Annotated in this window: 16 protein-coding genes and 1 pseudogene; 6 read left to right on the top strand and 11 right to left on the bottom strand. The window is 67.9% G+C overall.

Going from position 1 to position 21,820, the window contains the following annotated elements; translation table 11 throughout:
* Positions 1-3: 3 nt before the first annotated feature.
* The 7 genes and pseudogenes from ACYVF6_RS25485 to ACYVF6_RS25515 all read right to left on the bottom strand — a co-directional run bounded on the left by ACYVF6_RS25485 (position 4) and on the right by ACYVF6_RS25515 (position 9,746).
* On the bottom strand, positions 4-393 hold the full coding sequence (locus ACYVF6_RS25485) for a cytidine deaminase (RefSeq protein WP_460525547.1): 390 nt from the start codon (positions 391-393) through the stop codon (positions 4-6).
* Positions 394-422: 29 nt separating this feature from the next.
* The gene (locus tag ACYVF6_RS25490; protein ID WP_460525045.1) at positions 423-1,718 is read right to left on the bottom strand and encodes an ABC transporter permease; all 1,296 of its coding nucleotides are present in this window, start codon (positions 1,716-1,718) and stop codon (positions 423-425) included.
* Between the two features lie 49 nt (positions 1,719-1,767).
* Complete coding sequence (locus tag ACYVF6_RS25495; RefSeq protein WP_460525046.1) at positions 1,768-2,898, bottom strand: ABC transporter permease; 1,131 nt, start codon at positions 2,896-2,898, stop codon at positions 1,768-1,770.
* 157 nt (positions 2,899-3,055) lie between these two features.
* Positions 3,056-4,561 (bottom strand): annotated as a pseudogene (locus ACYVF6_RS25500) (ABC transporter ATP-binding protein); the annotation flags it as partial.
* Between the two features lie 64 nt (positions 4,562-4,625).
* Complete coding sequence (locus tag ACYVF6_RS25505; protein ID WP_460525047.1) at positions 4,626-5,744, bottom strand: BMP family lipoprotein; 1,119 nt, start codon at positions 5,742-5,744, stop codon at positions 4,626-4,628.
* Between the two features lie 201 nt (positions 5,745-5,945).
* Positions 5,946-7,178, bottom strand: a complete 1,233-nt coding sequence (locus ACYVF6_RS25510; protein WP_460525048.1) for an amidohydrolase — start codon at positions 7,176-7,178, stop codon at positions 5,946-5,948.
* 939 nt (positions 7,179-8,117) lie between these two features.
* Entirely contained in the window at positions 8,118-9,746 is a 1,629-nt protein-coding gene (locus ACYVF6_RS25515; RefSeq protein WP_460525049.1) for an acyl-CoA mutase large subunit family protein, read from the bottom strand.
* A gap of 24 nt (positions 9,747-9,770) precedes the next feature.
* On the opposite strand from ACYVF6_RS25515, the gene ACYVF6_RS25520 reads away from it, so the two are divergent.
* Both ACYVF6_RS25520 and ACYVF6_RS25525 read left to right on the top strand, forming a co-directional pair.
* Positions 9,771-9,986 carry an SCO4848 family membrane protein gene (locus tag ACYVF6_RS25520; RefSeq protein WP_460525050.1) on the top strand — a complete coding sequence of 72 codons (216 nt, stop codon included), beginning with the start codon at positions 9,771-9,773 and terminating at the stop codon, positions 9,984-9,986.
* A gap of 214 nt (positions 9,987-10,200) precedes the next feature.
* Positions 10,201-11,352, top strand: a complete 1,152-nt coding sequence (locus ACYVF6_RS25525) for a D-alanyl-D-alanine carboxypeptidase family protein (protein ID WP_460525051.1) — start codon at positions 10,201-10,203, stop codon at positions 11,350-11,352.
* Between the two features lie 118 nt (positions 11,353-11,470).
* Here the strand turns inward: ACYVF6_RS25525 and ACYVF6_RS25530 are convergent, their stop codons facing one another.
* The 4 genes from ACYVF6_RS25530 to ACYVF6_RS25545 form a co-directional block, all read right to left on the bottom strand.
* Entirely contained in the window at positions 11,471-12,748 is a 1,278-nt protein-coding gene (locus ACYVF6_RS25530; protein WP_460525052.1) for a YihY/virulence factor BrkB family protein, read from the bottom strand.
* Between the two features lie 28 nt (positions 12,749-12,776).
* Positions 12,777-13,331 (bottom strand): 2'-5' RNA ligase family protein, encoded by a 555-nt coding sequence (locus tag ACYVF6_RS25535; RefSeq protein ID WP_460525053.1) that lies wholly within the window; start codon positions 13,329-13,331, stop codon positions 12,777-12,779.
* Positions 13,332-13,336: 5 nt separating this feature from the next.
* On the bottom strand, positions 13,337-14,344 hold the full coding sequence (gene trpS, locus ACYVF6_RS25540) for a tryptophan--tRNA ligase (RefSeq protein WP_460525054.1): 1,008 nt from the start codon (positions 14,342-14,344) through the stop codon (positions 13,337-13,339).
* Between the two features lie 204 nt (positions 14,345-14,548).
* Positions 14,549-16,075 carry a hemolysin family protein gene (locus ACYVF6_RS25545; protein ID WP_460525055.1) on the bottom strand — a complete coding sequence of 509 codons (1,527 nt, stop codon included), beginning with the start codon at positions 16,073-16,075 and terminating at the stop codon, positions 14,549-14,551.
* Between the two features lie 205 nt (positions 16,076-16,280).
* Between ACYVF6_RS25545 and galT the strand changes: the two genes are divergently transcribed.
* The 4 genes from galT (at position 16,281) to ACYVF6_RS25565 (ending at position 21,800) form a co-directional block, all read left to right on the top strand.
* Positions 16,281-17,408 carry a galactose-1-phosphate uridylyltransferase gene (galT, locus tag ACYVF6_RS25550; RefSeq protein ID WP_460525056.1) on the top strand — a complete coding sequence of 376 codons (1,128 nt, stop codon included), beginning with the start codon at positions 16,281-16,283 and terminating at the stop codon, positions 17,406-17,408.
* Entirely contained in the window at positions 17,408-18,361 is a 954-nt protein-coding gene (galE, locus tag ACYVF6_RS25555; protein WP_460525057.1) for an NAD-dependent epimerase/dehydratase family protein, read from the top strand. Before galT ends, galE begins: the two co-directional genes overlap by 1 nt.
* Positions 18,331-19,497, top strand: coding sequence for a galactokinase (gene galK, locus ACYVF6_RS25560; protein WP_460525549.1), 1,167 nt, complete (start codon positions 18,331-18,333; stop codon positions 19,495-19,497). Before galE ends, galK begins: the two co-directional genes overlap by 31 nt.
* Before the next feature lie 1,343 nt (positions 19,498-20,840).
* Positions 20,841-21,800, top strand: a complete 960-nt coding sequence (locus ACYVF6_RS25565) for a formylglycine-generating enzyme family protein (protein WP_460525058.1) — start codon at positions 20,841-20,843, stop codon at positions 21,798-21,800.
* Positions 21,801-21,820: the final 20 nt, after the last annotated feature.

Here is a 21,820-nt window from a genome sequence, read left to right on the forward strand (position 1 = left end):
TCCTCAGCCAGACAGGTGTTCGGGCCCGAACGGCTGCGGCAGCACCTCCACCATGCGCAACACACCTTCGGGCGTGTCCACAAGCAGGTCAGGCCCGCCGTGCTCGTACAGCAGCTGCCGGCACCGTCCACACGGCATCAGCCGCTCGCCGGCGCCGTCACAGCAGCTGAACGCCACCAGCCGTCCGCCCCCGCTCGCGTGCAGCGCCGACACCAGCCCGCACTCCGCGCACAGCGTCAAGCCGTACGACGCGTTCTCGACGTTGCACCCGACGATCAGCCGCCCGTCGTCGGCCAGGGCGGCCGCGCCGACGGGAAACTGGGAGTACGGCGCGTACGCGTGCGTCATCGCCTCCCGCGCCGCCATCCGCAGCGCGTCCCAGTCGACGTCCAACGGCGTGTCCAACCGGCTGTCCATCGGGCTCACTCCTTGACGTACGGCTCGCCGTCGGCCTTCGGCGGCCGGACCTGTCCGACGACGCCGGCCACCGCGATCACGGTGAGGAGGTACGGCGTCATCTGCAGCACCTCGGTCGGGATCGGCGTCGCCAGCACCTGGAGCTGACCCTGCAGCGCCTTGGTGAAGCCGAAGAACAACGCGGCCAGGGTCGCGCCGATGGGGTTCCAGCGGCCCATGATGACGGCCGCGAGCGCGATGAAGCCGTTGCCCGCGGTCATCTCCTTGGTGAAGCCGCCGGTCGAGCCGATCGTGAAGTACGCGCCACCGAGGCCGGCGATCATCCCGCCGAACAGCACCGCCTGGTAGCGGATCCGCTTCACCTTGATGCCAACGGTGTCGGCCGCGCGCGGGTGCTCACCGACGGCCCGCACCCGCAGGCCCCAGCGGGTCTTGTAGAGGACGAACGCGACCAGCGCGACCGCGACGTACATCGCGTAGACCAGCGCGGTCTGGGTGAAGATGGTCGGCCCGAGGATCGGGATCGACGACAGCACAGGGATCGCGATCGGCTGCAGGGTGCCGGGGTTGTTGTAGAGCTCGGAGCCGTTCGGCAGGTCGACCAGCTGGTCGAACAGGAAGCCTGTGATGCCTGTCGCGAACACCACGAGCACGACGCCGAGGACGACCTGGTTCACGAGGTAGCGGATCGAGAACACCGCGAGCAGCCAGGCGATCAGCAGCCCCGCCACCAGCGCCGCGATCGCGCCGACCAGGAAGCTGCCACTCATCGTTCCGACGAGCGCGGCCGCGAACGCACCGGCCAGCAGCTGGCCCTCGATCGCGATGTTGATGACGCCGGCGCGCTCGCACATCACGCCGGCCAGCGCACCGAGGATCAACGGCGTCGAGAGCGCGAGCGTGCCCTGGATCTGGTTGGTGAGCGGGAACGTCTTGCCCGACGCCGCCCAGCAGATGAACGTGACGACGAAAGCCACGCCGAACAAGGCGAACAGCGCCACCGCGAGTCCACCGGTGAGTCCGCGCCACAACTGCAGCACCGCGACGACCAGCGTGCACAGGGCGAGCACGATCGCGACCGGCTTGGCGGGTACGCCGAGATCCGGCAGCCCGGAGTCGTCGAACTGTGCCGCCAACTTGAAGTTGACAGCGCCGGACTTGGTGTAGAACGCGAGCAGGACAGCGAGGATCGCGAACGCCAGCAGGAGAATGCCAAGCCTCAGCCGGCGGCGGCGTTCCTCCGGAGACTCGAGAACGCGTGGCGCCGCGGTGACCTCGGGTTCGGTAGTTGCCGTAGCCATCCTCAGCCCCGCCCACTCATGGAAGCGCTTCGCGCTGCTGTGTTCATGCTCAGTTCCAGCCCTTCGCGAGTACGGCTCCCGCGCCCTCGGCGCGGATCCGGAAGATGCCACGAACCAACGCGGGTGCGGCGACGAACAGCACGATGGTCGCCTGCAGCACCGTCACCAGCGTGAGCGGCGTGTCGGTGGCCGCCTGCATCTGGCTGTCACCGGCGTTGAGCGCGCCGAACAGCAAGGCGGCGAACAGGGTGCCGACCGGCGTGCCTCGTCCCAGCAACGCGACCGTGATTGCGTCGAACCCGATGGACGCGGCGATTCCGTCGGTCAGCGGCAGGTTGGTGCCGAGCACCTGCTGCGTTCCGGCCAGGCCCGCGAGCCCGCCGGCGATCAGCATCGCCAGGAAATAAGCCTTTCCGACGCTCATCCCGGCCGTCCGCGCGGCGTCCGGGTTGGCGCCGACCGCGCGAAGCTCGAAGCCCAGCGTCGATCTGGACAGCAGCCACCACACGAACGCCACGGCCAGCAGAGCCAGGACCAGGCCGAGGTTCAGCCGGCTGTCGCCGAGTCGCAGGAACTGCGCGTTGTCGTCGACGACCGGGCTGATCGGCTCGGTCGAGCCGGGTCGCTGCAGCAACGACGTGGTGAGCAGCCAGGTCAGCGTGGCCAGCGCGACGTAGTTCAGCATGATGGTCGAGATCACTTCGTGCGCGCCCGTCCGCGCCTTCAGCAGGCCGACCACCCCACCCCACAACGCGCCACCGACGATGCCGGCGACCAGCGCGACGACCGCGTGCAGCACCGGCGGCAGGTGCAGGCCGAAGCCGACCCAGCCGGCCAGCAGCGCACCCCAGATCAGCTGTCCCTGGCCGCCGATGTTGAACAGTCCGGTACGAAACGCCAGCGTGACTGAGAGTCCCGCGCAGATCAGCGGCGTGGCCTCGACGAGCGTCTCGGAGACCTGGCTCCAACCGCCGAAAGCCCCGAGGAACAAGGCCTGGTACGCCTGGATGACGGCGTTCCAGGAGGCGGTGAGCGCGTCGGCCGGGCGGGCGAAGAAGTAGGTGAACTTCGCCGTCACCTCGGGGTTGCTCACGATGATGAGCACGGCCCCGATGACGAGCGCGAGCAGGATCGCGAGCGCGCTGACGATGAGCTGACGCAGCCAGCTAGCCCTGTTCATCGAGCTGTCCCTCACCTTCCTGCCGCGTCTGCTCGCGCTCGGCCTCGCGCTCAGCTTCGCGATCGGGCGTTCGTTCTGCTTGCTCTTGCTCCTGCACCGCTTCGGCTTCGCGGTCGACTGCCGCCAACGCGGTCGGATGCTCCTCGGCCTCGTGCGCGGCCTGCTCGACCGAGGCGCCGGCCATCATCAGGCCGAGCTGGTCGCGCGGCGCGTCCGGCCCGACGGTGCCGACGATCCGGCCGCCGAACATCACGATGATCCGGTCGGACAGCGCGCTGATCTCGTCCAGCTCGGTCGAGACGATCAGCACAGCTGTGCCCTGGTCTCGTTCGCGGACGATCCGGCTGTGCACGAACTCGATCGAGCCGACGTCGAGTCCTCGCGTCGGCTGCCCGGCGATCAGCAGCTCGAGCGGGCGGGACATCTCCCTTGCCAGCACGACCTTCTGCTGGTTGCCGCCCGACAGGGCACTCACGGGCTCGCCGGTCGACTGCGTGCGTACGTCGAACTCCTCGACCCGGTGGTCGGCGTTCTTCTGTACGGCCGACAGCGACAGCACACCGCCACGCGAGAACTCCGGCCGGCGGATCAGGTCGAGGATGAGGTTCTCGGCGACGCTGAACGAGCCGACGTAACCGTCGAGCGAACGGTCCTCCGGTACGTAGCCGATGCCCGCGTCGAGATGCTCGCGCGGCGAACGTCCGACCAGCTCGGTGCCGCTCAGCTGGATCGAGCCCTTGACCGGAGTCTCCAACCCCACCAGGGCCCTGACGAGCTCGGACTGCCCGTTGCCCTGCACGCCCGCGATGCCGACGATCTCGCCGGCCTTGACGTCGAACGACACGTCGTCGACGACGATGTGCCCTGCCGCGTCGACGATCGTGAGCCCGTCGACGACCAGCTTGGGATCCTGCGGATCGGCCGGATCCTTGTCGACAACGAGGTCGACGGCCCGGCCGACCATCAGCTCGGCCAGGTCGGCCTCCGACGTCGACGGCGCAACGGTGTCGATCACCTTGCCGCGCCGTATCACCGTGATCCGGTCGGCGATCGCCTTGACCTCTTTGAGCTTGTGCGTGATGAAGATGATCGAGGTGCCGTTCTCGGCGATCGCGCGCATCACGCCGATCAGCTCGTCGATCTCCTGCGGCGTGAGCACCGCGGTCGGTTCGTCGAGGATCAGCACCCTGGCGTCGTTGGCGAGCGCCTTGAGGATCTCGACCCGCTGCTGGATGCCGACCGGAAGGTCCTCCACCAGCTTGTCCGGGTCGACCGCGAGGTTGTAGCGCTCGGACAGCTCGCGTACCAGCTTGCGGGCGCCGCTCTGGTCGAGCAGGCCGAGCGCCTTGGTGCGCTCGCGTCCGAGCATGATGTTCTCGGCGACAGAGAAGACCGGCACCAGCATGAAGTGCTGGTGCACCATGCCGATGCCGGCCCGGATCGCGTCGCCTGGCGACTGGACGGCGAGCGGTTCGTCGTCGAGCAGGATCTCGCCCTCATCCGGCTGCAACAGGCCGTAGAGGAGGTTCATCAGCGTGCTCTTGCCCGCACCGTTCTCGCCAAGCAGGCAATGGATTTCGCCAGGCTCGACGACGAGATCGATGTGGTCGTTGGCGACCAGCGAGCCGAAGCGTTTGGTGAGCCCGCGGAGTTCGAGCTTCATACGCACCCCTTAGATACGCCGGGGAGGACAGGCGGGCAGCACCTGTCCTCCGCAGCGTAACGGCTTACTTCGAAACCGGCTGGACCTTCGACTTGATCGGGACCTCACCGCTCGCCAGCTTGGTCTTGAGCGCGTCGATCTCGGCCTTCAGCTCGGCGGGGACCTTCGAGTCGAACTGGTTGTACGGAGCCAGCGCGACGCCACCGTTGTCGAGCGTTCCGACGTAGGTCTTGTTGCTGAACTGGTCCTTGAGCGCGTCGGAGATCGACTTGGTGACCGCGACGTCCATGCCCTTCTCCACGCTGGAGATCAGCGAGCCGCAGTATTCGGCGGCGCTGACGCAGCCGTCGGTGTCGACCCAGATCGCGTTGACCTTGCCGCCGGAGGAGTTGGCCGCCTCCAGCGCGCCGAGACCGGCCGGTCCCGCGACGGGCAGGATGATGTCGGCGCCCTGCCCGATCAGGTCGTTGGCCTTGGTCCGGCCGAGGTTCTTGTCCTCGAAGTCGTTGGTGAACACGCCCTTCTGGGTCGCTTCGTCCCAACCCAGCACCTGGACGTTCTTGCCCTTTTGCTGGTTGTAGTAGGCGACGCCCTCGGCGAAGCCGTCCATGAAGATCGACACCGTGGGGATGTTGATGCCGCCGAACGTGCCGACCTTGCCGGACTTCGTCATCCCGGCGGCGAGATAGCCGGCCATGAACGACGGCTGGGCGGTGTTGAACACCAGGCCCTGCAGGTTGGGCAGCGGCGGGTTCTTCTTGGCGTCGGAGTACTCGAAGTCGACGATCGCGAAGTCGATGTCGGGGTTGTCCTTGGCCGCGGCGTAGGTCGCGTCACCGAGCTTGAACCCGACCGTCACGATGATGTTGCACTTCTGCTGCACCAGCGTGTTGATGTTCGTGGGGTACTCGTTGTCGGACTTCGACTCGAGCTTCGACTCCGAGACCCCGAGCTGCTTCACCGCGTCGGTCAGGCCCTTGTACGACGTCTGGTTGAACGACTTGTCGTCGAACCCGCCGGAGTCGGAGACCATGCAGGCCTTGAAGTCCTTGGCCTTGGGGTCGGTCGAAGCCTTCGCGGTGGACGTTTCCGTCGACTCGGTGTCGGGGGGCGGGCTACCGCACGCCGCCAGTCCCAGCCCCAAGACGCCCACGACCGCGAGAGCTCGCAGGTACTTACTCAAGTGGATGCCTCCTCTTAATTTCCTGGCTACCCATGGCGATCGTTCTCAGGTGCCCCAGCGCTCGCGCGATGTCGACAGAGCTACAACAGCCGTGGAGCGATCCGCATGGGTGACTATAAGCCCAGCCAGGACCCGGGTCGGCCACACCGTGTCAGTTGCTGCCACGAAGAGACCGACCCGTAACAAAAGGAAACGAGCCGGTTAACCGAGCGAGGCTGCGTCGTAACCATCGGCGAGCGACTCGTCACCGGCGAGGAGCGCACACGCGACGAGCAGGCGCACGCCGGTCGTGATGGCATCCTCGTCGACGTCGAACGTGCCCTGGTGGATGTCATAGCTCTGCGTCGTACCCGCGGGGCGGACGCCGAGCCGCGCCATCGCGCCGCGTACGTGCTGGAGGTACCACGCGAAGTCCTCGCCGCCGAGGCTCTGGTCGGTCGGGCGTACGGCGGCCCGGCCAAGCGTCGTCTCCGCGGCCTGCTGCATGAGCGCGCTCGCCGCCGGCTCGTTGACGACGGGCGGGACCATCCGGCGTACCTCGGTGTCGACCTTGACGCCATAGGGCGCGACGATCTCCTGGGCCAGCACGGGCACCAGGTCGCCGCAGGTGCGCCAAGCGTCGACGTCGAGGCAGCGCAGGGTGCCTTCGGCCTCGCCCTCCATCGGGATCACGTTGGCGGCAGCGCCGGCGTGCACCCGTCCCCAGACCATCGAGACGCCCGCACGCGGATCGACTCTGCGGCTCAGGGCCGTGGGGAGCTGGGTGACGAGCGTGGAAAGCGCGTGTACGAGGTCGCCCGTGAGGTGCGGCCGGGCGGTGTGGCCGCCGGCTCCGCTGAGCTTGATGTGCACCAGGTCGGCTGCCGAGGTGATCGCACCCGTACGCAGGCCGACCTGCCCGACGACCAGCCGCGGATCGCAGTGGACGCCGTAGATCTGCTCGATGCCGACCAGGCCTCCGGCCTCGATGACGTCGAGCGCGCCGCCGGGGAAGACCTCCTCGGACGGCTGGAAGAACAGGCGTACACCATGCGCCAGCAGTCCGGCCTCCGCCAGGTCGGTGAGCACCAACCCCGCACCAAGGACGATCGCGGTGTGTACGTCGTGGCCGCAGGCGTGGCATACGCCGGGCCGGGTGGAGCGGTAGGGAACATCCTTCTCGTCGGCGAGGCGCAGGGCATCGATATCTGCCCGTAGTGCCACTGTAGGCCGTTGTCCTGGGCCTACGTCGCTGAGAAGCCCGGTCCCCACGGGCAGCCCGGTGGTGCTGAGGCCCGCCTTGGCAAGCCGATCGGCAATCGCCCGGGTAGTCCTGAATTCCTCGCGACTCGGCTCAGGATGAGCATGGAGGTCGCGACGGAACATGACGAGCTCGTCCGCATAAGTCTTGGCGAGCCTGTCCACCTCGTCGGCAATATCTGATTCGAGGGGCATTGTCTGATTGTGCCCCTCGGAATGTATGTGACGCACGCCACCCCACCTTTACGGTGTGTTGTCATAACCCTTCCGCACTGCTGATGGCGGTCGCCCGGCCCGCTTATTCCAGCGGGAATCCTCCCACAACTTCCATCATTGTGCACCTCGACCCTGGTTACACAGTGTCAAGACGCGGAGAATCGGGTTTCGTTACACGTGCCTACCCGCCTCCCGCTCCCCGGAACGCGCAGGCCGCACACAGCTCATTCGTCAGACGAGCCCCGCCGGATCAGGCGCGCGCTGCCTTGCCGGCGTTGCGGCCCGCACCGCCCCTGAGAAACCGGTTCCCCGCCGAGGCCAGGCCCGCGCCTTCCGAGAAACCGGTTCCCGACGCGAGCCTCCCCAGAAACCGGTTCCCCGCCGAGGCCAAGCCCGGCGTCGCTCCCAGAACCCGGTTCCCTACTCGACTCCAAGCCTGCTGCGCTCCCAGAAACCGGTTCCCGCGCGGCAGCCTCCCCAGAAGCCGGTTCCAACCCAAACTGCGGGCGCCAACCTCTCCCCGCGCCCATATCCCGCCGGCCCGTTCCACCGACCTATCGCAGCCGCCGAGCGCGACGGCCGAGCGCGGACGCCGCAGCCGGCCCGGCGGCAGCTCCAGCCCGCCAGCCGGCGCAGCCCAGCCGATCCGCGGCCGGGAACCGGTTTCTCAGGAACCGGTTTCCGAGAAACCGGTCTCTCAGATGCCGAGCACCCTTGCGCCCGCAGCTCCTGGTACCCGCAGCTCCTGGCAACCCGCCAGAAACCGGTTCCCGAGGTCAGCCAGGCCGAAAACGTGTTCCTGAGCCATCCGCCGCCAGAGACCGGTTTCTCCGGTCATCGCCGCAGCGCAGCCTCAGCGCGCCATGTCCACCCTGGACGACTCGACGGTCCGAGAAACCGGTTTCTCGCCCGGCCAGCTCAGAACTGCGCCGGCGGCTGGTAAGTCCCCCAGGCGTCCCGGAGGGTGTCGCAGACTTCGCCGACGGTCGCGCGAGAGCGCAGGGCTTCCCGCATCGGCGGCAGTACGTTCTCGCTGCCTTCGGCGGCCTTGCGCAGCTCCGCCAGCCGGCGCTCCACGTCCCCCACATCACGGCGGCGGCGCAGTTGCTCCAGCGCCTCCCGCTGGTCGGCCTCGATCCTAGGGTCGACCCGCAGCGGCTGGTACGGATCCTCCTCCGCCATCGCGTACTTGTTCATGCCCACCACCACCCGCTCGCCCGAGTCGATCTCGCGCGCGGTCTGGTAGGCCGATCGTTCTATCTCGTCCCGCTGGAAGCCCTGCTCGATCGCCGCCGCCGCGCCGCCGCGGTCCTCGACGGCCGCCATGAGCTCCAAAACCGCCGCCTCGACCGCATCGGTCATCGACTCCACGACGTACGAGCCCGCGAACGGGTCGACGGTCTTCGTCAGGTCGGTCTCGTTCGCCAGCACCTGTTGGGTACGCAACGCCAGCCGCGCCGCCTTCTCGGTCGGCAACGCGATCGCCTCGTCGTAGGCGTTCGTGTGCAGCGACTGCGTCCCTCCGAGCACCGCCGCCATCCCCTGGATCGCGACCCGCACCAGGTTGATCTCGGGCTGCTGCGCCGTCAGCTGCACCCCGGCCGTCTGCGTGTGGAACCGCAACATCTGGCTACGCGGATCGGCCGCCCCGAACTCCTCCCGCATCACCCGGGACCAGATCCGCCGCGCCGCCCGGAACTTCGCGACTTCCTCCAGCAGCGTCGTACGTGCGACGAAGAAGAACGACAGCCGCGGCGCGAACTCGTCCACCGACAACCCGACCGACAGCGCCGCGCGAACGTACTCGATCGCGTTCGACAGTGTGAACGCGATCTCCTGAACGGGTGTCGCCCCGGCTTCGGCCATGTGATAGCCGGAAATCGAAATGGTGTTGAACCGCGGCAACTCCGTCTTGCAGTAGCGGAATATGTCGGCTGTCAACCGAAGCGAGGCACGCGGCGGATAAATGTACGTACCTCGCGCTATGTATTCCTTCAGTACGTCATTCTGAATCGTCCCGGAAAGCGCGGAAGCCGCTATCCCCTGTTCCTCGCCGGCAAGTTGGTACATCAGCAACAGCAACGCCGCCGGCGCGTTGATCGTCATCGACGTCGAAACCTGGTCCAACGGAATTCGGTCGAACAACAGTGCCATGTCGTCCACCGAGTCGATCGCGACGCCGACCTTTCCGACCTCGCCCGCCGCCGTCGGCGCGTCGGAGTCGTACCCCATCTGCGTCGGCAGGTCGAACGCGACCGAAAGCCCATGCGTGCCGGCCTCGATCAGCTGGTGATACCGCTGGTTGGACGTGCGGGCCGTCCCGAAGCCGGCGTACTGCCGCATCGTCCACGGCCGCCCGGTGTACATCGTCGGATAGATCCCGCGCGTGTACGGATAGGCGCCAGGCTCGCCCAGGCGCTCTGCTGGATCCCAGCCGGCCAGGTCTTGTGGACCGTAGACCGGCTCGATCGGAAGCCCGGACTCCGAGGTGGGGCGCCCGGGCCCGCCGCCGGAACGATCCGGTCGGCCGGACTCACTGCGTGTCACGCTCCCAGCGTACGGTGAGGGCTCGTGAGGATCACCAAGAAGCTCGCCGTGTTCCTGCTCGCGATCGCCGCGTGGAACGTCCTGACGTACGCCATGTTCATCCGCAACCTCGCCTCGACCGAGGGCCGTCCGACCGGCTACTACGTTGCACACACCGTCCTGATCGTGGTCAACCTGGCCATTGCCGCAGCTCTGACGGCGATTGGCTACAAAGCGCTTCGAACCGGTGATAATGGGTAAATGATCACCCAAATGCAGGTATTCCACTACTGATAGTTGATCTTGAATGGTGGAGCGGCAAAGGTTTCCACAAAGGCCCTCGGGGAGGATGCGAAGCCTCCACCGCGCGTACTACTGTTTCCGCACCATGTCCTGCTTCCCACGCACGAGCGTTGGCTCGTTCTCGCGTGCGCTCGCGGCTGTCTCGGTAGTCCTTCTCGCCGCTCTAAGCGCCATGTCCATACCCGCATATGCCGATGGCAAATCCGCGAATCCGTTCGACGGCCCGGTAGGCGGGAAGCAGCTTGGGAACAAGGGCGTTGCCATAGATCGGGAATCGCCGATTCCCGCGCCCCCGGATGTCGCGATGGGTTCCTATGTCATCGCAGATCTCGACACCGGTGAGATTCTGGCGGCCAAGAACGCACACCAGCGGCTTCGCCCCGCCAGTACGTTGAAGACGCTCACCGCGGTCACCTTGCTGCCCCGCTTGGACAAACGTGCGCGTTACACCGCCGTCCGGCAGGACGCGGACATGATCGGCAGCCGGGTCGGGGTCGAAGCAGGCAGCGTTTACACCATCGATCAGCTTTTCTACGGCCTTTTCCTGCCTTCCGGAAATGACGCGGCGATGGCGCTCGCCAACGCGAGCGGCGGCCTGAAGGCGACTGTGAGCCTGATGAACGCGGAGGCCAAGCGGCTCGGCGCGTTCGACACCCACGCGGTGACGCCAGAGGGACTTGACGAGGACGGTCAGCTGTCGTCGGCGTACGACCTGGCGCTGTTCGGGCGCGAGGGCATGCAGAACGCCGACTTCCGCAAGTACTGCTCGACGACCGCCTACAGCTTCCCCGGCCGCAAGGGCAAGACGTACCAGATCCAGAACACCAACAAGCTGCTGACCAGCCACTACTACAAAGGCACCATCGGCATCAAGAACGGCTACACCACGCTTGCGAAGAACACGCTGGTCGCGGCCGTCGAGCGCAACGGACACCGCTTGCTGATCACCGCGATGCGGATCGAGCAGCCGTCGTACGACAAGGTTGAGCAGCTGTTCGACTGGGGCTTCACGGCCGTGGGCCAGGTCGAGCCGGTCGGCACGCTGGTCAAGCCTTCCGACGTCGCGGCGGCGGTCGAGGCGAAGAACCCGAAGCGTACGCAGACCGCCCAGACCGAGAAGCCCGAGACGTCGGAACTTGCCGGCAAGCAGCCGAACCCCACGACGTCCAACACTCCGGTCGCCGCACCGGAAGGCGGCTTCAACCTGGCGACGACGCGCTTCGCCGGATTGCCGCTCTGGCTGTGGGCGGCGGCGGTGCTGTTCTTCGTGATGGCAGGCGCACGGGTGATCACCCACGTACGCGCCAAGCAAGAGCAGGAGTGAGTACGGGTGAGCTCCGCAGCCGGGTGAGCTCCGCAGCCGGGTGAGCTCCGCAGCCGGGTGAGCCCGAGCGACTCCGATGCCCGGACCTTGGCACGCGCAACGGCAATGGCCAGGACGACTAGTCGGAGCGGCTCCTGTGCCGCGGACTTTGGTCACGACGATGGCGGCCAAGCACACTGCCGATCCGGCGACCGAGCGCATGCCCGATCCGGCGGCCGCGATGAGGGGACTGGGCCTGGTCGGCCTCCTGCCCTGACCCCCTCGGCCGCGGAATCCGTCCGTGCCCAGCCTCAGCTGCGTCCGCCTTAGCCGCGTCCGCTCCAGCCGTGCTCGCCTCGTCCGTGCTCGCCTCAGCTGCGTCCCGGTCCGCTCCAGCCGCTCGGGTTCCAGCCCCAGTCGCGTCCCGGTCGGATTCCTGGTCGTTCGCCTTGTCCTCGGGCTTGTCATCGGCGTCGCCGGCTTCGTCGGCGCCTTCCGCCGCGGCCCGCGCCGAGGCCGTCGCGGCCCAGCTTGCGCCCAACACGGCCAGCTGCGACGTGTAGTTGATCCACACCAGCAGCGCGACCATCACCGCGAACGCGCCGTACAGTGCGTTGCTCGTCACCTGGCCCAGCACCAGCCCCGCGATCTGCTTCAGTACCTCGAACCCGATCGCCGCGAGCAGGGCGCCCGCCAGCAGGTCGCGGCTGCGGCCGGCGTTCTTCGGCAGCAGCCGGTAGGTGATGAAGAACGCCAGCGTGCTCGTCCCGATCCCCACCGCCGAGGCCAGCAGCCACAGGACCAGCCCGCTCCCAGGCACGTCCGACAGCCCCAGCCATCCCACGAGCTGCCCGGTCATCGCCGTCACCACACTGCCGACCGACACCGAGACCACCGCGACCAGGCCGACGACGAGGAGTACGACCAGATCCATCGCCTTGCCGACGACGAAGTTGCGCTGCTCCTCCTTGACACCGGGGTTGAAGACCCCGTGCAGCGCGGTTCGGAGCGCCGAGATCGCCCCGATGCCGGAGTACAGCAGACCGACCAGACCGATGATCCCCGCGCCCGCCTTCGCCGACGCGATCTGCTCGACGTTGATCTGCCCCCTGCCGTCGCCGACCAGGCCAGGCAGGAACTCTGACAGCGCATTGGTCAGCGCGTCACCGGCCCCCGGCACGTAAGCCACGACGTACCCGACCACCGCGAAGCCCAGCGCGATCAGCGGGAAGAAAGACAGGAAGCCGAAGTACGTGACACCCGCGGCGAGCTGCGATCCGAGTACCTCTCCGTAATGCGCACCTGCTCGCGCTAAGTGATCGAACAACGACCAGCGGTCGCGAGCACGCTGGGTGAGATCGCGTACTCGGTCGCTGATCTTCGTTACGGTCTGTTTACCCGCGCTGACGACACTCACGGTTACCGCCTACCCCGAGCGAGGCCACTCAGACCTGGAGAGACTCCGGTTCTGGTACCGGCCCCGGCAACGGACCACCCAGCGCGAAGTCGCGCTGCGGCCGCCACACCCCGTCCGCGCCGTGCTCGAACAGGCTGAACGCCTGCACGTTGAACGCGCACTCGTAGTTCTCCAGCGCCTCGTACGCCTTGTCGAGCGCCGAGTCGGACAGGTCGTGCGCGATCGTGACGTGCGGGTGGTACGGGAACGCCAGCTCGCGGTCGAGCGGCCCGGAACGTACGCGTTCAGCCAGCCGCTCACACGACGAAATGCCCTCGGCCAGCTGGATGAACACCACCGGTGACACCGGGCGGAACGTGGCCGTTCCTCGTAACCGCATCACAAACGTCTGCGACGACTCGGCTACGGCGAGCAGGTGCAGCTCGATGCCAGGCATCGCGTCGTCGTCGACCTTGGTCGGCGGCAGCAGGGTCACGTGGGTCGGGATCTTCTCAGCTGACGGGTCACCGAGCGCTGAGCGCCAGCGCATCAGCTCGCCGCCGTAGGGTTCGGGGATCGCGACCGCGACACCAATCGTGCGCACCGCGGTTAACGCTTCGCCCGTACGAAGCCCACGCGGTCGTAAACCGCCTCGAGAGTCCTGGACGCGACCGCCCGGGCACGATCGGCCCCGCGGGCGAGCACCTGGTCCAGGCTCTCCCGGTCTTCCAACAGCGCCAGCGTCTTGGCCCTGAACGGCGCAGCGAACTCCACTACGGCCTCCGCAACATCGCGCTTCAAATCGCCGTACCCCTTCCCAATGTAGGCGGATTCGAGCTCTGCGACGGGCTGTCCGGAAAGCGCGGCCAAAATGGTCAACAAGTTGGATACTCCGGGCTTCTCGTCCTGGTTGAACTGAATCTCCCGGCCGGAGTCCGTAACGGCGCTCCTGATCCGCTTGGCGGATACGGAAGGCTCGTCCAACAGCTCGATGATTCCCGCCGGCGAAGAGGCCGACTTGCTCATCTTGGCCGTGGGGTCGACCAGATCCTGGATCTTCGCCGTCTCGCGGACAATGTACGGCGAGGGTACGGCGAATGTCTTCCCAAAGCGCGAATTGAATCGCTGAGCGAGATCACGGGTGAGCTCGAGATGCTGCCGCTGATCCTCACCGACCGGCACCTGGTCAGACTGGTACAGCAGAATGTCGGCGGCCATCAACACCGGGTAAGTGAACAGCCCGACAGTGGCGGTCTCGGTGCCCTGCTTCAGGGTCTTGTCCTTGAACTGCGTCATTCGGCTGGCCTCACCGAATCCGGTCAGGCAGCCCAGCACCCAAGCCAGCTCGGCATGCTCCGATACGTGACTCTGCACGAACAGCGTGCAACGCTCCGGATCCAAGCCGGCGGCCAGCAGCTGAGCGACGGAACGCAGCGTCCGCTCACGCAACAGCTTTGGATCATGCTGCACGGTGATCGCATGCAGATCGACGACGCAGTAGAAGGCGTCGCACTCGTCTTGCATCGCCACCCACTGCCGGACCGCACCGAGGTAGTTACCCAAGTGGAAGGAATCTGCGGTGGGCTGAATGCCCGACAGGACACGGGGTCGCGACATGACGGAAATTCTGCCAGCAGCCCCCACCAACACCCACACGACGCCGCCTCGACTGCCTTCCGCCGCAGGTAGAGGCCAGATCGAGCAGCCCGCCGAGCTGGCAAGGGCCGGAGCATCGAGCACCGCGCCCTACGAGCGGCACCGGCTGATCAGGCGTTCCCGGGAGTCACCGGCAGGCGGGTGCTGGGCCGCCCACCGGGCCCGTTACTCCTGCTTGGCGGGTTCCTGCTCGCGTGCCCGGTCCTTCCCGTTGCGGCCGCGGGTACGGCTGCGGGCTGGTCGGCGTCGCGGGTCGGTGGTGGGAGGCTCGGGGTCGGCCGGCTCGTCCTGGTCGCCGTCGCGGGCTTGTTCGAGCACCGCCGTACCGGCGTCCTGATGGGCCGGGCTTGCCATCGCTTCCGGGTCGACCGGCTGAGGCTCCTCGACCTCGGCCACCGCCTCGGGTTGGTCGTCTCCGCCGCCGGCGGGGGTGAAGCGGACCTTCGACACGCGCCGGCCGTCCAGTTCGGTGATGGCGAAGCGGTTGCCGTCGAGCTCGACCGTCTCGCCGACTACGGGCAGGTGGCCGAGCTGGGCGATCACGAAGCCGGCCACCGTCTCGTACGGCCCGTCCGGCAGGTCGAACCCCGCCTCGTCGGAGAAGTCGCCGAGGTTGATCCGGCCGTCGACCTCGACCTCGCCGGAGATCAGCCGCCGCGCCGCCGCGGAGTCGTCGGCGTCGTACTCGTCGCGGATGTCGCCGACCAGTTCCTCGACCAGGTCCTCCAGCGTCACGATCCCGGCCGTGCCGCCGTACTCGTCCAGCACGATCGCCAGGTGGTGGCCCGCCGACCGCATCTCCGACAGCGCGGCGAGCACCCGCTTGGTGCCCGGCAGGTAGAGCACGTCGCGCACCAGGTCGCCGACCCGGGCTCCGCGGCTCGCGATCTCGGGGTTCAGCAGGTCGCGTACGTGCACGTAGCCGACCACATCGTCCGCCGACCCGCGCGCGACGGGGTACCGCGAGTGCGGCCGCTCCGTGACCAGCTTCACCGTGCGATGGATCGGCGTGTTGGTGTCCAGGAAGTCGACGTCGGTCCGCGGCAGCATCACCTCGCGCAGGTGCCGCTCACCCGCCTCGAAAACGTCCTCGACGATCGCGCGTTCGGTCTCGCCGAGCGTTTCGTGCCCGGTGACCAGCTCGCGCAGCTCTTCCTCGCTCATCTGCTCGCGATCGGCCCGCGGGTCACCGCCGAGCAGGCGTACGACGACGTTGGTCGACTTCGCCAGGAACCAGATCACCGGCCGGGACACCTTCGCCACCCGATCGACCAGCGGACCGAGCCCCAGCGCGAACGCCTCGGCGTTCTGCAGGGCCAACCGCTTGGCCGCGAGCTCGCCGAGCACGATCGAGACGTACGAGACCACGATCGTGATCAGGATGAGCGCGACGGTGTTGGGCGCGGGTACCCCCGCCTTCGCCAGCACCGGCCCGAGGTCCCCGGCGAGGGTCGCGCCCGCGAACGCCGAGGCCAGGAAGCCGGACAGGGTTACGCCGATCTGCACGGCCGAGAGGAAGAGGTTGGGGTTGCCCGCGAGCTGCGCGACCCGCTCCCCGCGCTTGCTCTTCTGCGCCAGCGACTTCACCTGGCCCTCACGCAGCGAGACCAGGGCCATCTCCGCGGCGGCGAACACGCCGCCGATGATCACGAACAGCAGGGCGAGCCCGATGTTGGCCAGCACGTCCGTCATGCTCGGTTCACCACCGGGAGCGGGGTGAACCGCAGGCTAAGCAGGGGTCTTCGGACATGCTGCAAGGGTAGCGGCACCAGCGCGAAGGGTTGATGTGATGCGTCCATAAGGTTCGATATGACGTATGCGCACCGTGGTGTGGTTGCATACCCGGCGTACGTCTTGCTCCAAGGTCGTTGACAGAAACCAGCAGAAAGATAACTGGATGCAGAAGACGTCGACCCGGCTGGCCGACGGTCGCGAGCTCATCTACTTCGACGAGCACGCCGGCACCGTACGCAACACCACTGATCTCCGTGAGCTTCCCGAACGCGCCTCCGGCTCGCAGCTGCGCTACGACGCGATCCTCGACGAGTGGGTCGCGGTCGCCTCGCATCGGCAGACGCGCACGTTCCTGCCGCCGGCGGACCAGTGCCCGCTGTGCCCGTCGCAGGCGGGGCGGCTGTCGGAGATTCCAGCGAGTGACTACGACGTCGTGGTCTTCGAAAACCGCTTTCCATCGTTCGCCATGAACACGCCCGCCCTGGACGCGCCTCCTCCGGGCTCCCTGGTCGGGCCCGACGGAACCGGCGAGGGCGACCTGTTCGCCACCCGGCCGGGCATCGGGCGCTGCGAGGTCGTCTGCTTCACCTCCGACCACAACACGTCGTTCGCGATGCTGCCGCCCGAACGCGTTCGTACGGTGATGGCGGCCTGGGTCGATCGCACCGCGGCGCTTTCGGAACTGTCCGGCGTCGAGCACGTCTTCTGCTTCGAGAACCGCGGCGAGGAGATCGGCGTCACGCTGCATCACCCGCATGGTCAGATCTACGCCTACCCCTTCGTGCCGCCGCGAACGCAGAAGATGATCGACTCCGCGTGCGAGTACTCCGCGCGTACCGGGCGCAACCTGTTCGACGACGTGCTCGCGGGTGAGCGGACGGCCGGCGAGCGCGTGGTGGCCGAGACCGAGCACTGGACGGCGTTCGTCCCGTTCGCGGCGCGCTGGCCGGTCGAGGTGCACCTGTACCCGAAGCGACGGGTACCCGACCTGATCGGGCTCACCGAGGCCGAGCGAGACGACTTCGGCCCGCTCTACCTGCGGGTACTCCGGGCGCTCGACGCCAACTTCGGCGTCCCGGTGCCGTACATCTCCGCCTGGTACCAAGCCCCTGTCCACGACGGGCGGGAGCTGTTCGCCGCGCACCTCGAGGTGATGTCGAGCCGGCGGGCGCCGGGCAAGCTGAAGTACCTCGCCGGGTCGGAGTCGGCGCAAGGGGTATGGATCAACGACGTGCCCCAGGAGAACACCGCCGCACGGCTGCGCGAGCTCGTCGCGAAGGAGCACGTCTGATGCGCTTGCTGGTCACGGGTGGCGCGGGGTACATCGGCGGGATCGTCGGCGCGCTGCTGGTGGCGGCCGGACACGAGGTCACGGTCCTCGACGACCTGTCGACCGGGCACCGCGACCTCGTACCGGAGGGCGCGCGGTTCGTGCAGGCCGGGATTGACGAGGCTTCGTCCGTACTCGACCCGACGTTCGACGGCGTACTCCACTTCGCGGCCAAGTCGCTGGTCGGTGAGTCGGTCGCCAAGCCGGACAAGTACTGGCGCAACAACGTGTGCGGCACGCTCGCACTGCTCGACGCGGTGCGGGAGCACAAGGTGCCGCGGTTCGTCTTCTCGTCGACCGCCGCGACGTACGGCGAGCCGGCGACGACGCCGATCACCGAGGAGACGCCGGCGCTGCCGACGAACCCGTACGGCGCTTCGAAGCTTTCGGTCGACCGGATGCTCGAGGGGGAGGCGCGCGCGTACGGGCTGGCCGCGGTGAGCTTGCGCTACTTCAACGTCGCGGGCGCGTACGCCCGGCATGGTGAGCGGCACGATCCGGAGACACACCTGATCCCGAACCTGCTGGCGGTGGCGGCCGGCGAACGGGAGCACGCGCAGCTGTTCGGCACCGACTACCCGACGCGCGACGGCACAGCGGTGCGGGACTACCTGCACGTCGTCGACCTCGCCGACGCGCACCTGCGCGCGCTCTCGGCGGCGACGGCCGGAGACCACCGGATCTTCAACCTGGGAACGGGTTCCGGGTTCTCCGTACGCGAGGTCCTGGACGCTGTTCGGTCGGTGACGGGGCACCCGCTTCCGGTCGTCGAGAGCCCGAGGCGGGAAGGCGATCCACCCTCGTTGGTAGCGTCGAACGAGCGGGCGCGGCAGGAGCTCGGGTGGTCGCCGCAGCGGGATCTGGAAAGCATGGTGGCCGACGCCTGGGCCTACCGTACGAAGGGACATACGTGAGCCTGGAAGAGGACTTCACAGCGGAGCTCGGCCGTTCCCCGGAAGGGGTCTGGGCCGCCCCCGGGCGGGTGAACCTGATCGGAGAGCACACCGACTACAACGACGGATTCGTTCTGCCGTTGGCGATTCCGCAGGGCGTGCTGGCAGCGGCCGCCCGTAGGGACGACGGAGTGATCCGCCTCGTGTCGCGGCAGCAGGACGGCCGGGTCGAGGTGCCGGTCGACAAGCTCACGCCGGGGTCACCGGGTGGCTGGTCCGGCTACGTCCTCGGCGTGGCATGGGCGCTCCGCGAAGCCGGCCACGACATCGGCGGCGTCGACCTCCTGGTCCACGGCGACGTACCGCTGGGCGCCGGCCTGTCCTCCTCCGCCGCACTCGAGTGCGCGGCGGCGATCGCGCTGGTCGACCTGTACAGCCTCGACATACCGCGTCCTGCGCTGGCGAAGCTCGCCCAGAAGGCCGAGAACGACTACGTCGGCATGCCGTGCGGCGTACTCGACCAGTCGGCCTCGCTGCTGTGCACCGAGGACAACGCGCTGTTCATGGACACCCGCACGCTCGAGGCCGAGCAGGTGCCGCTCGACCTCGCGGGCGCCGGGCTGACCCTGCTGGTGATCGACACCAAGGCCCCACACCGCCACGTCGACGGCGAGTACGCCCAGCGCCGTGCGTCCTGCGAGGAGGCGGCCCGCCTGTTGGGCGTACCGGCCCTGCGGGACATCTCGCTGGACGACCTCGACACCGCGCTCGCCCGCCTGGACGATGCGATGCTGCGGCGCCGGGTACGCCACGTCGTGACCGAGAACGAGCGCGTCCTCGACACCGTGCAGCGCCTCCGTGCCGGCTCACCCCGCGACATCGGCGGACTGCTCACCCAATCCCACGAATCCCTCCGCGACGACTACGAAGTCACGGTCGACGAACTGGACACCGCGGTCGAAGCCGCCCTGGCGGCGGGTGCCCTCGGCGCCCGCATGACCGGAGGCGGGTTCGGCGGCTGCATCATCGCACTGGTCGACACGGAACTCGCGGACTCGGTGGAGGCCCGCGTACAGGACGCCTTCGCGCTGAAGGGCTTCAGCCGACCCGTCGGCTTCGTGGTCCAGCCCGCTCCCGGCGCCCGCCGCCTCACCTGACGGCTAAGGCCGGCCGCAGACATCCGCCCGGCTGACCACGCGTGCGGCCTACACGGTCGACAGGTCTGGTCGCGAACGTAGCTGCGCGAGCCTGCCTGTCGTCGCAGCACAGCCGACCGTCGTACGGGCTGCGCGCGCTTGCCGTTGTCGGGGTGCCACGGGTGCGTCCGTGCAGCTGAGCTGTGAGCCGGCGTGGCCGACTCCCGCACCGGGTACGGCTGCCTGGATCGGTCGCACCTGTGTGCGGCTACGCCCGCGTGCCTGTCGTCGTCGTAGCGGCGCCACAGGGTGGCCCTGCAGCTGTGGTCGGGCTACGCCTGCGCTTGTCGCACTACGGGTGCGGCCGTGCGGCTGAACTGAGCGGCGGTCTGGCCCGCCCGCTACCCGAAACGTGGCAGCCCAGCCCACGGAAGCCAGCGGGCTGCTACACCTGCGCTTGTCGTCGCCGGACAGGCGAGCACCACGGGTGCGGCCATCCGGCTGAACTGAGCGGCGCGGTGTGACCGGCTACCGCACGGGCGCGACAGCCCGGCCAGGCCGGACGACGTGTGCGGGCTACGCCTGCGCGCTGGTCGTCGCCGCTGTGGCGCGCCACAGGTGTGGCAGAGCGGCTGAACCGAGAGGCGGTGTGGCCGACCACGGCTCGAACGCGCGACCCGGCCCGGGTCGTCCGTCGTACGGCTGCGCCTGTGTGCTTCTCGTCGTTGCTGCGGCACTGTCGCCCACTACGGGTGCGGCCGTGCGGCTGAGCCGTCAGCCGGCAAGGCTTACTCACGCACGGGCACGGATGCGCGGCCGTCAGGCGCTGGTGTGAGGTCGCTTCGGGGTCGCGTGGTTGGCGGTCCGTTGCCGCGTAGGCCGGCCCGGCCGGACGTATGGCGTCTGCATCACATGAGGGTTAATGGCATCTCGTAGTGAAGCTCCTTTCTACGCGTGGCGGTTCTTGCCAGAGGTTGAGAGTGGCTCAGTTCGACTCAGGTAAAGGCGGCGATCGCGCTGAAGACCGCTTCTCACGCCACGACAGCCGCACGGAGCGGCGAACCGCACACGCGGATCCTGACCGCCCGCCGGCGGGCGCACGGCACCTCGTCGACCGGAGGAGGCGCCCGCCGGCGGCAGCGGCCAACGGCCGTGGCGTGAACACCGACTCGAGCTCCGCCACCAGACCGCCGTCCGACAGGCCGAGCAGGAGCACGCGCTCCAGCCACCCGGCCGCCACCCGCGCCCGCCGCATCATGCTGTGAAGAAACTGTTCGCTCATGCGTTCGACAATACTCTCCGCACAGCGACAACGCCAGAGCGTGCACAAGATCTTTTCGCCCGATCCGCTAACCTAGAGCCCGATGTCAGCGTGCTGTGGACCGTCCTCGGATCGCCAAGTGACCCTTGACGTCGACCTCCCGTTCACCCCGCCCCACCGCGACCCCAAAGAAGTCGCCCGCGGGATGATCCGGATCGACGCGGGCGCGTTCCTCATGGGCGGCGACGACCCCGACGCGTTCCCCGACGACGGCGAGGGCCCCGTCCGCGAGGTCACCCTCTCTCCCTATCTCATCGACGCCACCGCCGTGACCAACCGCCAGTTCGCCACGTTCGTCAAAGCCACCGGCTACGTCACCGAGGCCGAGCAGTTCGGCTGGTCCTACGTCTTCCATCTCTTCGTGGAGCCACAGATCCGCCGGCACGTCATGGATGCCACCGTCCCCGGCGCGCCCTGGTGGCTGGCTGTCGAGGGTGCCACGTGGCGCTCCCCCGAAGGCCCCGGCTCCGACGTCAACCAGCGTCCACAACACCCCGTCACCCAGGTCTCCTGGCGCGACGCCTACGCCTATGCGACGTGGGCCGGCAAACGCCTCCCCACCGAAGCCGAATGGGAGAACGCCGCCCGCGGCGGCCTGGAGCAGTCGAAGTTCGCCTGGGGCGACGAGCTCACCCCCAAAGGCCGCTGGCGCTGCAATATCTGGCAAGGCCAATTCCCACGCCGAAACGACGCCGAAGACGGTTTCGCCGGAACGGCTCCGGTGAAGTCTTTCGCACCTAACGCATTCGGCTTGTACGAAGTCGCCGGGAACGTCTGGGAATGGTGCGCGGACTGGTGGAGTACCGAATGGCATATCCAAAACAGTATGGCCACTCGAAATGATCCAAAAGGCCCTGCCACCGGCGAGTCGAAAGTGATGCGCGGCGGCAGCTACCTTTGCCACGAGTCCTACTGCAACCGCTATCGCGTGGCCGCACGCACCAGCAACACTCCCGACAGTTCCACGGGGAACCTCGGTTTCCGCTGCGCCGCCGATATCTGATCAAGAAAACGTTCTCCGGC

The organism is Flindersiella endophytica (genome assembly GCF_054779015.1).

Bases quoted from the DNA above. Each gene is read 5' to 3' on its own strand.
- ACYVF6_RS25495 (WP_460525046.1), bottom strand. From the start codon at position 2,898: ATGAACAGGGCTAGCTGGCTGCGTCAGCTCATCGTCAGCGCGCTCGCG.
- trpS (WP_460525054.1), bottom strand. From the start codon at position 14,344: ATGTCGCGACCCCGTGTCCTGTCGGGCATTCAGCCCACCGCAGATTCC.
- ACYVF6_RS25525 (WP_460525051.1), top strand. From the start codon at position 10,201: ATGTCCATACCCGCATATGCCGATGGCAAATCCGCGAATCCGTTCGAC.
- ACYVF6_RS25545 (WP_460525055.1), bottom strand. From the start codon at position 16,075: ATGACGGACGTGCTGGCCAACATCGGGCTCGCCCTGCTGTTCGTGATC.
- galE (WP_460525057.1), top strand. From the start codon at position 17,408: ATGCGCTTGCTGGTCACGGGTGGCGCGGGGTACATCGGCGGGATCGTC.
- ACYVF6_RS25565 (WP_460525058.1), top strand. From the start codon at position 20,841: ATGTCAGCGTGCTGTGGACCGTCCTCGGATCGCCAAGTGACCCTTGAC.
- ACYVF6_RS25510 (WP_460525048.1), bottom strand. From the start codon at position 7,178: ATGCCCCTCGAATCAGATATTGCCGACGAGGTGGACAGGCTCGCCAAG.
- galT (WP_460525056.1), top strand. From the start codon at position 16,281: ATGCAGAAGACGTCGACCCGGCTGGCCGACGGTCGCGAGCTCATCTAC.
- ACYVF6_RS25490 (WP_460525045.1), bottom strand. From the start codon at position 1,718: ATGGCTACGGCAACTACCGAACCCGAGGTCACCGCGGCGCCACGCGTT.